Below are 13,803 nucleotides of genomic sequence, written 5' to 3' on the forward strand. Positions count from 1 at the left end.
CCGCAAGAGAGCTTGCGGAAAAAGACTGTCAAGACAACGCGTAAGCTGTCACTGATGTGACTGATGAAATCAGAAACATTAGATTCAGGTTCGCAGGTGAGGAATATCAGCAGGAGCTGGAATACCTTTTTCTGCGATATGCGCAAACACGACCTTACAAGTGACCGGGCCCAAAAAGTCGCAACGACCTGAGCACGGGTAGTGAATCAGCGTCGTTATCAAAAAAACACGGATTGCCCGGCAGCTGTCATTCCGGCGCCATCATCACAGCGAGCGTCGGCTTGATGAAATCTTCATTCTTACCGCTTACCGATGGCTTCTAGGGCGCCGTGTACATTTTTCGCAACATTGGCAGAGCCACAGTTTCCCCCAGTTGGAGAGCTCCATGATGGCGAGTTCCAGGTCGTGCTGGCGGGGGACTCCGAATTGCCATACGACTGCCTCTGACAGATTAGGGGCGAAGCTCGCACGGTGGCAGGTTGGTTGGAGCCTTGTTGAAATAGCGTTCGTCTACAGGCATGGCCGGCATGTACGGCGCTTTGCATGCAAAAACCTCTGAACGGTAGGAGCTATCATTGCCGGCCGGTGCCCCCATGTAGCCGCTAGGGGGCACTTCGTGAACTTCAGGAGAGCCTATCGGGCCTTCGGCTCTGTAGCTGACAGCTACGGCATACACGAGGAAGTTACAGTGGTTCTGCCAATTCACGGTGTCTTGGATGCCAGCATCGATCAGACAGCCGTCTGCCCGACCAAACTGCTTCTGGTGCTCCTTGGATTGGGCGTTCGTTGAGGGCTCAGATTTCGAAGTCGTTGGTGTGGAGCTGCGAATTGTGGATGAAGCGCTGACGGATTTAATCTTGGCCGCCTGAGGGGGGTGAGCTTTCTCCCATTTGGCTGACATTAGCTCTGGATTGGGTAAAGCTTTGATCGTGCACTTACCCCAGTGGTGGGCCAGCTTCTTGGACGCGTCCCCATAGATGCCTGGTGCACTCGGGTCATCAATGGCATCCAGGCTGGTGGTTGCTGAGCCGTCGGGCAGAATAGTGACCCGCACGGATTTGCCATTGTAAGGGATGCCTGAAAAAGTCACTGAGCCATTGCCTGGTGTGCCAAGCAACCTCACACGGTCGCCGCCTGCCGATCCGTCTTGATTGAAGTTGTACTGCTTGCCAATCACATTCTTGAAATAAACCGTTCCGGGTATGGCCGGTAATTTGCACACGAATGAGTTCTCTTTGCGTGCATCAGTCGCCTGGGCAGAGCCGCCGAGCAGCACGAGCCCGATTATCCATGCGCCCCTCATTCTCTAATTACCTCACATCGCGCGTGATGCTGTGCAAGTCTAGTCCGGGCAAGATGCGTGGTACGGATCCAGTAATTCTGGCGTCTAGAACAATTGGCGATTTCTGTTATTTCTTCCCCTTGTCCGAGAGCGCACAGTGGTAACTCAAGGTAGTTTGGTATCAATTTACAAGCGTGATGTAGTCAGTCCGGCGCCATCATCACAGCGAGCGTCATCTTGATGAACTCTTCATTTTTGTCGATGGCTTCCAGGGCGCCGCGCACGTTGTCCGCAACATCTGCGGACCCACGGGCCTCGACCCAGTTGGAAAGCTCCATGATGGCGGCTTCCAGGGCGAGTTGGTTTTCATTGATTTTGAAGAGCAGGGAAGGGAGCAGGTCTGAGTTTGGCATCGCGAATCCTCGGTTTTGAGGTCAGCGTAGCAGGAGCGTATTAGGTCGGCAGGACGCCAGAGAAGGCGCGGGAGGCAGATGATTCAGGTCATTTCTGAGGGAGGGTTGTGGAAATAGCTGAAAAGATGCGGAAACGATGGTGCTCCCATCACATCTAGTCACCAAACCCCAGAAACGACAAAGCCCTGAAAAATCAGGGCTTTGTCGTATAAAGATGGCGGAGGCGATGGGATTCGAACTCATGGACCTGTTACAGTCGACGGTTTTCAAGACCGTTGCCTTAAACCACTCGGCCACACCTCCGTTTGCGTTGCGGGCGCCATAATACCTGAATGAAACACACTGTCAAACTCTCTGCATAGCTAGTTACAGAGCGTCTGTTATGATCTTTGCGACTGAACGTTTCAAACCAACAGGAGTGTCGCCATGCGCGAACAGGATTACGCAGTTAATAACAGCGTGCAGGCTGAGCAGCTAGAGGTTAGCCGCGTCCTGCGCAACACATACGGCTTGCTCGCCCTGACCCTCGCATTCAGCGGTGTAATGGCTTTCGTTGCCCAGCAGATGCGTGTCGGTTACCCGAACATTTTCGTGGTGCTGATCGGCTTCTACGGTCTTTTCTTCCTCACCAACAAACTCCGTGATTCGGCCTGGGGCCTGGTGTCGGCGTTTGCCTTGACCGGTTTCATGGGTTTCCTGCTCGGCCCGATCCTCAACCGTTACCTGGGTATGCAGGGCGGCGCTGAAGTGGTCAGCTCGGCGTTCGCGATGACCGCGCTGGTGTTCGGTGGCCTGTCGGCCTACGTGCTGATCACCCGCAAGGACATGAGCTTCCTCGGCGGTTTCATCACTGCAGGCTTCTTCGTGCTGCTGGGTGCGACGCTGGCGAGCATGTTCTTCCAGATCAGCGGCCTGCAGCTGGCGATCAGTGCTGGTTTCGTGCTGTTCTCCTCGGTCTGCATTCTGTTCCAGACAAGCGCCATCATCCATGGCGGCGAACGCAACTACATCATGGCGACCATCAGCCTGTATGTGTCGATCTACAACCTGTTCATCAGCTTGTTGCAGATCTTCGGCATCATGGGCCGTGACGATTGATCGTCAGCCTTGAATGAAAAAACCCGCTTCGGCGGGTTTTTTCTTGTCTGCAATTTGAGAGGCGAGTCACGCCATCGGTGGCAGACGACGTTTCACCGGGGTTTTCTTGACGATGGCCGTGTTGGTTTCGGCGTGGGTGTTGAGGCGGTCGAGCAGGGTGTCCAGTTGTTCCATCGAGCGCACATTCAGGCGGGCGATGAAGCAGTCGTCACCGGTGACTTTGTCGCACTCGGTGAACTCGGGGATGGCCATGATCTGCCGTTCCACTTCCTGCAATTGCCCCGGCAGCGGGCGAATCCGCACGATGGCCTGAAGCTGATAACCGAAACTTTTCGGGTCGATTTCAACGGTATAGCCCTTGAGCACGCCACGCTCTTCCAGGCGGCGCAGGCGTTCGGCAACGCTGGGGGAGGAAAGCCCACTGATCTGCGCCAGGGCCTTGAGCGAGCGTCGCGAGTCCTCCATCAGGGCGCTGATCAGTAGCTGGTCGATGTGGTCGGTCATGGCAAAACCCTCTTTTAGGCAATCGGTCAGATTCGCCTTGATAAAAAAGGCAGATCTCGAGTTTAGCCTGATTTTTGCTCTGGAGCGCCAGCAGGGTCGATTGGCATACTTTGTCCATAAACACAGGAGCTTGATGATGGACAAGACAATACGCCGCGGCTCGTTCGAGATGACTGCCGCCATGCTGATCTCCGGCACCATCGGTTGGTTCGTGCTGGTCTCCGGGCAACCGGTGCTGGATGTGGTGTTCTGGCGTTGCCTGTTCGGCGCCGGCACCTTGTTACTGATTTGCGCCGCCTTCGGTTTTTTACGCCCCGGCATCCTCACCCGTACCACCTTCCTGCTGGCAGTGGTGAGCGGTGTGGCGATCGTTGGCAACTGGGTGTTGCTGTTCGCGTCCTATTCCCGTGCCTCGATTGCCATCGGCACGGCGGTCTACAACGTTCAGCCGTTCATGCTGGTGGGCCTGGCAGCCCTGTTCCTCAACGAGAAAATCACTGCGCAGAAGCTCGCCTGGCTGGGCGTTTCGTTCCTCGGGATGCTGGCGATCGTCAGCGCCCATAGCAGCCAGGGCGAGAGTGGCAATGACTATCTGCTGGGCATTGCCCTGGCGTTGGGCGCGGCGTTTCTCTATGCGATTGCGGCGTTGATCATCAAGCGCCTGACCGGTACGCCACCGCATCTGATTGCGCTGATCCAGGTCAGTACGGGTGTGTTGTTGCTGGCGCCGTTCGCGCATTTCTCCGCGTTGCCGCAAGCGCCGAGTGCCTGGGCCAGCCTGGTGACATTGGGGATCGTGCACACCGGGGTGATGTACGTGCTGCTGTATGGCGCGATCCAGAAATTGCCCACAGCGCTGACCGGCGCACTGTCGTTCATCTACCCGATCGCGGCGATTTTTGTCGACTGGTTCGCCTTCGGCCATCGACTGGCGCCGCTGCAGTGGATCGGGGTTGCCGCGATTCTGCTGGCCGCCGCCGGCATGCAGCAGGGATGGAGCCTGAAGTGGCGCAGGACGGTCACACAGTAACGCGTCAGATGTTCCAGTGGGTTGCGGTCCGGGCCAGTCGTTCACGCATCTGCGCGACGTTGGCTGCCAGTTGCAGGGTGAGCATGCGATAGCCGTCCAGGGCGCTGTAGATCGGTGCATCGAGGCTCGCCTCCGCCAGCGCCACGGGCCGACTGAGGCGCAGCGTCGCGCCGGATTTCAGCGCCCGGGCCATGCCGATCAGTTGAACCCGAATCTGCCGGTGCTCAGCTTTCAATGCAGTTTGCAGGTGCGCCATGGCCTCAGGGTCGCTGGTATCCGGGCGGATGTTGCCGAGCAGTTCCAGGGTGCTGACGCACAGGCGCAGGTTGCGCTGGATGGCGTCCAGTTCGGTCATGGAAATCTTCACTTCCTTGGACACCGACGGCATCAGCGAGCGCAACTGGATCATCGCCTTGTTCAGGCGCGTCATCACCTCGAGGTGCTCGTCGGCAGTCACCGCTTGCCCATCGATAATGCGCCCGTAGACCTTTGCACAATCACGCAAGGCATCGGCCAGGTTGTAGCGCCAGGAGTAAACCGCGTACAGCGGCAGGGCGAAGGAGAACGCCAGGGCCAGGGTGATGCCGATCAGGATGTCGACCCCGCGCCACAAGCCATCGGTCACCGGGTTGTCGCCGTGACCGGCAACGATGAACACGGTGATCCCCGCCAGCAGCGCGGTGTAGCCACCCTTGCCGATGGCGTGATACGAAAAGAACCCGCAGACCAACGACATCAGAAAGTAGGTCAGCCACGGCATGCCGAGCCACGCTTGTTGCATGACCAACGCCAGACCGACGCCGGCACCGAGCAGGGTGCCGATAGCGCGCTCGGCGGCTTTCTTGCCGATGTTGCCGTGGTGCTGCAGGCCACCGATCACCACCAGCATGGTCACCGAGGCCCACTCGCCGTGAGGCAAGTGAATGCCGGTGGTCAGCAGGATGGTCGCCAGCAAGCCGAGCGACACCCGTATCGCGTGGATCACCCGCGCATGGCGATAACGCCGATACGGGTCCAGCAGCGGACGCAGCAGTCGGCGCAACAAGGGCGGAAGACGATGGCTGATGGATGTGCTCAGATCGAGTGCCCTCAGAAAATGTAATCAGTGGTCAGGAAGCTCGAACTGCGGCCGCTGATGATTTCGCTGATCAGGTCCTTGTTGGTCTCCTGGAACTTGGTCGCCACCAGCGTGCGGATCGAGAATACCCGCAAGGCGTCATGCACCGACAAGGTGCCCTCGGCAGAGTTCTTGCGGCCGTTGAACGGGTAGGTGTCCGGTCCCCGCTGACACTGGGCATTGAGGTTGATGCGCCCGACCTGATTGGCAAAGGTGTCGACAAGGCGGCCGACCGCGACCGGGTTGGTGCCGAAAATGCTCAGTTGTTGGCCGAAGTCCGACTCCAGTACGTAGTCGATCACGGTATCCAGGTGTCGATAGGGAACGATGGGAATGACCGGGCCGAACTGTTCTTCCTGGTATACGCGCATCTGCGGCGTGACCGGGTACAGCACCGCCGGGTAAAAGAACGACGCACGGGCTTCACCGCCGTTGGGGTTGACCACTTTCGCGCCTTTGCTTTCGGCGTCCGCGACCAGTGAGTGCAGGTAGTCGACTTTGCCCGACTCTGGCAGCGGCGTCAGGGCCACGCCGCTTTCCCAGGGCATGCCGGGTTTCAGCGCGGCGAGTTTGGCGTTGAATTTCTCGATGAAGTTATCGATCACATCTTCGTGCACGAAGAGGATTTTCAGCGCCGTGCAGCGCTGGCCGTTGAAGGACAGGGAACCGGTGACCGCCTCGCTGACCGCATTGTCCAGATCGACCTCCGGCAAGACAATGCCGGGATTTTTCGCATCCAGGCCCAGTGCTGCGCGCAAGCGGTGAGGCTTGGGGTGCAGTTTCTTCAAATCACTGGCGGCCTTGTTGGTGCCGATGAAGGCAAAAATATCGATCTTGCCACTGGCCATCAGCGCGCTGACGGTTTCGCGGCCACTGCCGTAGATGACGTTGATCACCCCGGCGGGGAAGCTGTCGCGGAAGGCTTCGAGCAGCGGACGGATCAGCAGCACGCCGAGTTTCGCCGGTTTGAACACCACGGTATTGCCCATGATCAAGGCCGGGATCAAGGTGGTGAAGGTTTCATTCAGCGGGTAGTTGTATGGACCCATGCACAGGGCAACACCGAGGGGCACGCGACGGATCTGGCCGAGGGTGTCCTGTTCCAGTTCGAAGCGGCTGGAACGGCGATCGAGTTCCTTGAGGGCGTTGATGGTGTCGACGATGTAGTCACAGGTGCGGTCGAACTCCTTTTCCGAGTCCTTGAGGTTCTTGCCGATTTCCCACATCAGCAACCTGACCACAGCCTCGCGTTGCTCACGCATGCGCCCGAGGAAGGTTTCGACGTGCTGGATGCGTTCGGCCACGCGCATTGTCGGCCACAGCCCCTGACCACGATCATAGGCACGCACGGCGGCGTCGAGGGCGGTCAGCGCGGTGTCGGCATCGAGCAGCGGTGTACTGCCGAGAATCACCTGTTGATCACCGTTGGGGCCCGCCAGGTACACCGGGCTGCGGACTTGGGCTAGGGGACCGGACCAGGTTTTCAGTTCGCCATCGACCAGGTACTCACGCTGTTCGGTCTGGCCGTCGAGACGGTACTTTTCCGGGATGCTGTCGGCGTCGGGAAACAGGTTGCCAAGGATCGATGCTGTGCTCATGTCGCTAACCCTCTGGTTTGGGTGATGCATGGATGAATCGTTTTAGCAGGCATTACCCTCACTTGTCATGACTCATCTCAGCCTTGTGCCGTAAAGCACGATGGATCGCGAATGGACCGGCGCGCCGATCAACTGAAAAGCCTAGCCCTTGTTTGACGGTGGCGGGGGCGTCTTTGCGTTATCCCGTGCGGGGAAGGGCAGGTGCGCCCACACAAATACGCCTTCCCCGGTTAAACTCCCTGCACTTTTTCAAGGAGTTCATATGAGTCATTACCAGCCGGGCATTCTCGCCACCCCCGTTCCGTCACAAGCTCGCCACCTGTTCTTCGCACTCGAATCCGCCGCCGCATTGCCGGCCGCGCTCGACAAACTGCAAGGATTGGTTGATGGCAAGTCGGCGGTCATCGGTTTCGGCGAATCCCTGGTCAAGGCCCTGGATGGCCGCATCGAAGGCTTGCGCGCATTTCCGGCCCTGACCGGTGTGGGTGTCGATAACCCATCGACTCAACATGCCTTCTGGTGCTGGCTGCATGGTGAAGACCGTGGCGAACTGCTCAACCGCAGCAACGCCATCGAAGCCGCTCTGGCCCCGGCGCTGCGCCTGGTACAGATGAACGAAACCTTCCGCCACCAGACCGGCCATGACCTGACCGGTTACGAAGACGGCACCGAGAACCCCCACGACGAAGCCGCCGTGGCCGCTGCGCTGGTCGGCGAGGGCGCAGACGGCACCGTTGGCGGCAGCTTCGCCGCGATTCAGCAATGGCAGCACGACCTCAAGGGTTTTCATGCCCTGTCGTCCGAAGACAAGGACAACATCATGGGCCGCCGCTTGAGCGACAACGAAGAAATCGACGAGGCGCCGGTGTCTGCCCATGTCAAACGCACTGCCCAGGAAAGCTTTGCACCGGAAGCCTTCGTGGTGCGCCGTTCGATGCCGTGGATCGAAGGCGACCGCGCCGGCCTGATGTTCCTCGCTTTCGGCTTCTCCCTCGACGCTTTCGAAGCCCAGCTGCGGCGCATGAGCGGCCTGGAAGACGGCATCACCGACGGTCTGTACCGCATCAGCCGGCCGATTACCGGCGGCTACTACTGGTGCCCGCCGCTCAAGGACGGCCGCTTGGACTTGCGCGCGTTGCACATCGGCTAACAATCAAGGAGCGAATATGAACGTGGTGCGCTGGGGCATGATCGGCTGTGGCAGCGTTGCTGAGCGCAAGAGCGGGCCGGCCTTCTACAAGGCACCCGGTTCGGCGCTGGTGGCGGTGATGGGACGACGTCTGGACGCCGTGACCGATTACGCCACGCGCCACGGCATCGGCCGGGTGTATACCGATGTCGATTCGCTGATCAATGATCCGCAAGTCGACGCGGTGTACATCGCCACGCCTCCCGACAGCCATCACGCCTATGCGCTCAAGGTCGCCGCCGCCGGCAAACACTGCTGCGTGGAAAAACCGATGGCGCTCAATGCCGGCCAAAGTCGTGAGATGCAGCAGGTGTTCGCCGACGCCGGGCTGCACTTGTTCGTATCCTATTACCGGCGTTCGCTGCCGCGCTTCCAGCAAGTGCGGCAATGGCTGGAAGCGGGGCGCATCGGCGAGGTCCGACACCTGACCTGGACCCTGACCAAGGCGCCGTCGCCGGCCGATCTGGACGGCAGCAGCAATTGGCGTACCGACCCGGCAATTGCCGGCGGTGGTTACTTCGCCGACCTGGCCAGCCATGGCCTCGATCTGTTTCAGTATCTGCTCGGCGACATTGTTGAAGTCGCCGGTTTCACCGCGCGGCAGGCCGGGTTGTATGCAGCCGAAGATGCGGTCAGCGCCAGTTGGCGGTTTGCTGGCGGGGCATTGGGCATGGGTTGCTGGAACTTCGTGGCCGACCGCCGCGAGGATCGAGTCGAGATCATTGGCAGTGCCGGGCGGATCAGTTTTTCGGTGTTCGATGAGTACCCGGTACAGCTTCACGGCGACGAACAAATCAGTCTGGAGATCGCCCATCACGAACACATTCAGTGGCACCACGTGCTGGGCATGAATGCGCATATTCGGGGTGAGGTTCAGCATCCTGCTGTCGCTGAGCAGGCGCTGAAGACCGACAGCGTGATGGACCGGATTCTCAAGCGCCACTGATTTTTCTGTTCACGGGCTCCTGCATTTTCTGGATTGCGTTGCGCATCTAACCTTATGCCCATTCGGTATTTCCCACGCTTGTCATAACGTCTTTAAGATCACGTCATAACTCGTTATAACAAGTGATCTTCATGACCGATAACGTTCTATCCCTCAGCAGCGTTCCGTTGCACACCCAACTGCGCGATGTGCTGCGTGCACGCATCCTCGACGGCGAATACCCGCAAGACAGCCAGATGCCGTCCGAAAGTGAACTGGGTGCACTGTTCAAAGTCAGCCGCATCACCGTGCGCCAGGCCTTGGGTGATCTGCAAAAGGAAGGGCTGATCTTCAAGATCCACGGCAAGGGCACCTTCGTTGCCAAGCCGAAAACCTTCCAGAACGTCAGCACCCTGCAAGGCCTCGCCGAGTCCATGACCGGGCGCGGCTACGAGGTCATCAACCGCCTGCGCAGCTTCAGGTTCATTGCCGCCGACAAGCTGGTCGCCGAGCGTTTGCAGGTCGCCGAAGGCGAGGTCGTCGCGCAGATCAAACGGGTGCGGCTGATCAATCGTGAGCCGATCTCCCTGGAAATCACCTACTTGCCCAAAGCCGTCGGCGAGCGCCTGGAGAAAGCCGATCTGGTCACCCGCGACATCTTCCTGATCCTGGAAAACGACTGTGGCCTGGCACTCGGTCACGCCGATCTGGCCATTGACGCGGTGCTGGCCGACAGCGACCTGACCCAGGCCCTGAACGTCGAGCCCGGTTCGCCAATCATGCGCATCGAGCGTCTGACCCACGATGCGCAAGGGCGTCCGTTGGACTTCGAACACCTTTACTACCGCGGTGATGCCTTCCAGTACCGCCTGCGGATCGACCGCCAGAAAGGGGATCAGGCATGACGCGCAACACACTGGAACAGGAATACGACATCGTCGTGATTGGCGGCGGCACCGCAGGACCCATGGCGGCGATCAAGGCCAAGGAGCGTAACCGCGATTTGCGCGTGCTGTTGATCGACAAGGCCAACGTCAAGCGCAGCGGCGCGATCAGCATGGGCATGGACGGCCTGAACAACGCGATCATCCCTGGCCATTCGACACCGGAGCAGTACACCAAGGAAATCACCATTGCCAACGACGGCATCGTCAATCAGGCGGCGGTGTATGCCTACGCAACCCACAGTTTCGAAACCATCGAGCAACTGGATCGCTGGGGCGTGAAGTTCGAGAAGGACGAGACCGGTGACTACGCGGTGAAGAAGGTCCACCACATGGGCGCGTACGTGCTGCCGATGCCGGAAGGCCACGACATCAAGAAGGTGTTGTATCGCCAGTTGAAGCGGGCACGGGTCAGCATCAGCAATCGCCTGGTGTGCACGCGCTTGTTGAAAGACGAGGAGGGTACGGTCAACGGTGTGATGGGCTTCGATTGCCGCACCGCCGACTTTCATGTGATCAAGGCCAAGGCGGTGATCCTAGCCTGCGGCGCTGCCGGACGCCTGGGTCTTCCGGCCTCGGGCTACCTGATGGGTACCTACGAGAACCCGACCAACGCCGGCGACGGCTATGCGATGGCCTATCACGCCGGTGCGGAGTTGGCGAACCTGGAATGCTTTCAGATCAACCCGCTGATCAAGGATTACAACGGTCCGGCTTGCGCCTACGTCACCGGTCCGCTGGGTGGTTACACCGCCAACAACAAGGGTGAACGCTTCATCGAGTGCGACTACTGGAGCGGTCAGATGATGTGGGAATTCCACCAGGAACTGGAAAGCGGTAACGGTCCGGTGTTTCTCAAACTCGATCACCTGGCCGAGGAAACCATCCAGAACATCGAGGAGATCCTGCACAGCAACGAGCGTCCGAGCCGCGGCCAGTTCCACGCCAATCGTGGCACCGATTACCGCACGCAGATGGTCGAAATGCACATCTCCGAAATCGGTTTCTGCAGTGGGCATTCGGCGTCCGGCGTGTGGGTCAACGAGAAGGCCGAGACTTCGGTAAAAGGCTTGTACTCGGCGGGCGACATGGCGGCAGTGCCGCACAACTACATGCTTGGTGCGTTTACCTATGGTTGGTTTGCCGGCCAGAACGCGGCGGATTTCGTTGCCGACCGCGAGTTTTCAGCGCTGGATGCCGAGCAAATCGAAGTCGAGAAGCAACGGGTCTACGCGCCTCTGGACCGTGAGCACGGCCTGCCACCGGCCCAGGTCGAGTACAAGCTGCGGCGCTTCGTCAACGACTACCTGCAACCGCCGAAAGTGACCAAGAAGATGCAGATCGGCCTGCAACGCTTCAGCGATATCCAGCGCGATCTCGATCAGATCAAGGCCCACAACGCCCATGAACTGATGCGCGCGATGGAAGTCAGCATGATCCGCGACTGCGCCGAAATGGCCGCCCGCGCTTCACTGTTTCGCGCCGAAAGCCGCTGGGGGCTTTACCACTACCGTGTTGATCACCCGCAACGTAACGACAGCGACTGGTTCTGCCATTGCCACCTGAAGAAAGACGAAAACGGCGAGATGAGCAGTTTCAAGAAAGCCGTCGAGCCTTACATCATCCCGCTCGATGCCGAAGAAATGCAGGCCTACGATCGCCTGCGGGTCGGCGCCGACGCTGCCTGAGCACACCCACAAGAGAGACCGCGAAATGGCCTATCAAGCCCAGGAAATCTTCTTTCGCTCCAACGCACCGGTGACCGTCGACGAGGACCTGTGCATCGCCCACAAGGGCTGCACCGTGTGTGTCGACGTCTGCCCGATGGACCTGCTGGCGATCAACCCGGCAACCCAGAAAGCCTATATGGCGTTCGATGAATGCTGGTACTGCATGCCCTGTGAAAAGGACTGCCCGACGGGGGCGGTGAAAGTGGACATCCCCTATTTATTGCGTTGAAACACAAATCAATGTGGGAGCGAGCTTGCTCGCGATGTCGCCAGCACAGGCAACATCTCCACCGACTGAAAGAATGCCATCGCGAGCAGGCTCACTCCCACAGTGGATCGAGGAAGCTCAAAAAAACCGTTCAACGCCATCCGGCCACCCCCGGACGCCAGCTTCAAACACCCCTCGTTTCCCACCACGCCCTGATCGTGGCGGAGACGAATTTCCTATAAATGATTCGAGGGGAAACACCCATGTTGCGTGCAGCAATCGCCGGTCTGGTACTGGCTTCACTCACCCTGTCGGCGTCAGCCGAGACCATCCGCATTGCCATCGGCACCCAGGACACCACGATCAACTGCGCCGCCGGCGGTCTGCTGATTCGTGAACTCGGCCTGCTGGACAAATACCTGCCCCATGATGGCCAGTACAAGGACGCCAAATACCAGGTGGAGTGGAAAAACTTCACCAGCGGCGCACCCCTGACCAACGAGATGGTCGCCGGCAAGCTCGACTTCGGCGCCATGGCCGATTTCCCCGGCGCCTTCAATGGCGTCGCTTTCGAAACGGCGGGCAAGCACAGCCTGTTCATCAGCGTGCTGTCGGGCAGCATCAAGGGCAGTGGCAACGGCATCGTGGTGCCGAGCGCGTCGGCTGTGCAGTCGCTGGCCGAGCTCAAGGGCAAGACCATCTCCGTGCCGTTCGCCTCCACCGCCCATGGCATGTTGCTGCGCGCCGTGGCCGCGCAAGGCTGGGACCCGCTCAAGGATGTGAACATCATCGCCCAGCCGCCGGAAGTCGCCGGTTCCGCGTTGCAGGCCGGCAAGATCGATGCGCACGCCGACTTCGTGCCGTTCGCCGAGTTGTTCCCCAGCCGTGGTTTTGCCCGCAAGATTTATGACGGCTCCCAAGCCGATTCGCCAACCTTCCATGGCGCGCTGGTCGATCAGGCCTACGCGAAAAAGTACCCGGAAATTGTCGTGGCTTATCTGCGCGCCAGTATCGAAGCCAATCAGTTGCTGACAGCAGAACCGGAGAAGTACAGCGAGCTGATTGCCAAGGTCACGGGTGTCGATGCCGAGGTCAATTACTTGTTCCACGGTCCACTCGGCGTGCAGACCCGCGACCTGAGCTGGAAGCCGGAATACCGGCAAGCGGTCGGTACCGCCATCGACACGTTGAAGCTGCTGAAGAAGGCTGATCGCGGTCTGGACCTCAACGCCTTCATTGACGATCAGTACATTCGTGCTGCATTCAAGGCTTCGAAGCTCGATTACAGCGCGCAACTGGCCAACTACGGCCAGACGTCGCTGAAGGCTGTTGATGCATCGACCGGTAAAGCCATCACCGATTTCAACCATGTTGCTGAGATCTGGGTGCGCGGCGAACCGAAAGTTCGTCAATACGCCTCGGCCGAGTCGGCATTTACCGCCTTGGCCGCGCTCAAACAGGAAGGCAAGAACATCCGCGCGGTGTACGCCCAGGCCAGTGACAGCGGGATCAAGTTGCTTGCTGATCAAGCGTGGTTTGCCAGTGATGCGAAAGGGCGGTTGAGCGCATTTCTGCTCAAGGGCCAGGCCCAGCAATTTGCCTCGGCGCAGGGCGGGAAAGTCTTCGACTTCACTGATGCGACGACCCAGGCCGTGGCCACATGCTAAGAGCAAATCAAAAGCCCCTCACCCTAACCCTCTCCCGGAGGGAGAGGGGACTGACTGCGGTGTTTGGTAGAGATGCACCGACTCGATATATCGGGTCG

The 13,803-nt window shown here is 59.3% G+C and carries 13 protein-coding genes and 1 tRNA gene; 8 read left to right on the forward strand and 6 right to left on the reverse strand.

What is annotated here, in order from left to right; genetic code table 11:
• Positions 1-451 precede the first annotated feature (451 nt).
• From EIY72_RS15515 to EIY72_RS15525, 3 genes are all read right to left on the reverse strand, one after another.
• Positions 452-1,303 (reverse strand): hypothetical protein, encoded by an 852-nt coding sequence (locus EIY72_RS15515; protein WP_093219775.1) that lies wholly within the window; start codon positions 1,301-1,303, stop codon positions 452-454.
• A gap of 182 nt (positions 1,304-1,485) precedes the next feature.
• Positions 1,486-1,695: a hypothetical protein gene (locus EIY72_RS15520; RefSeq protein ID WP_093219779.1), complete on the reverse strand. Its 210-nt coding sequence runs from the start codon at positions 1,693-1,695 to the stop codon at positions 1,486-1,488.
• Between the two features lie 215 nt (positions 1,696-1,910).
• Positions 1,911-1,998 (reverse strand) — tRNA-Ser (locus tag EIY72_RS15525).
• Positions 1,999-2,121: 123 nt separating this feature from the next.
• On the opposite strand from EIY72_RS15525, the gene EIY72_RS15530 reads away from it, so the two are divergent.
• Positions 2,122-2,793 (forward strand): Bax inhibitor-1/YccA family protein, encoded by a 672-nt coding sequence (locus tag EIY72_RS15530; protein ID WP_093219782.1) that lies wholly within the window; start codon positions 2,122-2,124, stop codon positions 2,791-2,793.
• Between the two features lie 66 nt (positions 2,794-2,859).
• Here EIY72_RS15530 and EIY72_RS15535 read toward each other — a convergent pair whose 3' ends face one another.
• Complete coding sequence (locus EIY72_RS15535; RefSeq protein WP_093219786.1) at positions 2,860-3,297, reverse strand: Lrp/AsnC family transcriptional regulator; 438 nt, start codon at positions 3,295-3,297, stop codon at positions 2,860-2,862.
• A gap of 136 nt (positions 3,298-3,433) precedes the next feature.
• Between EIY72_RS15535 and EIY72_RS15540 the strand changes: the two genes are divergently transcribed.
• A complete protein-coding gene (locus tag EIY72_RS15540; RefSeq protein ID WP_093219790.1) occupies positions 3,434-4,327 on the forward strand; it encodes a DMT family transporter in 894 nt (297 codons plus the stop codon).
• A gap of 4 nt (positions 4,328-4,331) precedes the next feature.
• On the opposite strand, the gene EIY72_RS15545 is transcribed toward EIY72_RS15540, so the two are convergent.
• Positions 4,332-5,372 (reverse strand): FUSC family protein, encoded by a 1,041-nt coding sequence (locus EIY72_RS15545; protein ID WP_093219794.1) that lies wholly within the window; start codon positions 5,370-5,372, stop codon positions 4,332-4,334.
• A gap of 44 nt (positions 5,373-5,416) precedes the next feature.
• Entirely contained in the window at positions 5,417-7,042 is a 1,626-nt protein-coding gene (locus EIY72_RS15550) for an NADP-dependent glyceraldehyde-3-phosphate dehydrogenase (RefSeq protein WP_093219797.1), read from the reverse strand.
• Between the two features lie 262 nt (positions 7,043-7,304).
• Here EIY72_RS15550 and EIY72_RS15555 point away from each other — a divergent pair, with 262 nt between their 5' ends.
• The 6 genes from EIY72_RS15555 to EIY72_RS15585 all read left to right on the forward strand — a co-directional run bounded on the left by EIY72_RS15555 (position 7,305) and on the right by EIY72_RS15585 (position 13,705).
• Complete coding sequence (locus tag EIY72_RS15555) at positions 7,305-8,192, forward strand: Dyp-type peroxidase (RefSeq protein WP_093219800.1); 888 nt, start codon at positions 7,305-7,307, stop codon at positions 8,190-8,192.
• Positions 8,193-8,208: 16 nt separating this feature from the next.
• Entirely contained in the window at positions 8,209-9,177 is a 969-nt protein-coding gene (locus tag EIY72_RS15560; protein ID WP_093219803.1) for a Gfo/Idh/MocA family protein, read from the forward strand.
• Positions 9,178-9,308: 131 nt separating this feature from the next.
• Entirely contained in the window at positions 9,309-10,061 is a 753-nt protein-coding gene (locus EIY72_RS15565) for a GntR family transcriptional regulator (RefSeq protein WP_093219807.1), read from the forward strand.
• Positions 10,058-11,788 (forward strand): fumarate reductase/succinate dehydrogenase flavoprotein subunit, encoded by a 1,731-nt coding sequence (locus EIY72_RS15570; protein ID WP_093219810.1) that lies wholly within the window; start codon positions 10,058-10,060, stop codon positions 11,786-11,788. Before EIY72_RS15565 ends, EIY72_RS15570 begins: the two co-directional genes overlap by 4 nt.
• A gap of 25 nt (positions 11,789-11,813) precedes the next feature.
• On the forward strand, positions 11,814-12,059 hold the full coding sequence (locus EIY72_RS15575) for a 4Fe-4S dicluster domain-containing protein (protein WP_093219814.1): 246 nt from the start codon (positions 11,814-11,816) through the stop codon (positions 12,057-12,059).
• 242 nt (positions 12,060-12,301) lie between these two features.
• Positions 12,302-13,705 (forward strand): ABC transporter substrate-binding protein, encoded by a 1,404-nt coding sequence (locus EIY72_RS15585; protein ID WP_093219819.1) that lies wholly within the window; start codon positions 12,302-12,304, stop codon positions 13,703-13,705.
• The last annotated feature ends 98 nt before the right edge of the window (positions 13,706-13,803 follow it).

The sequence above is a fragment of the Pseudomonas vancouverensis genome (assembly GCF_004348895.1).
Taxonomy (GTDB): Bacteria; Pseudomonadota; Gammaproteobacteria; order Pseudomonadales; family Pseudomonadaceae; genus Aquipseudomonas; species Aquipseudomonas vancouverensis.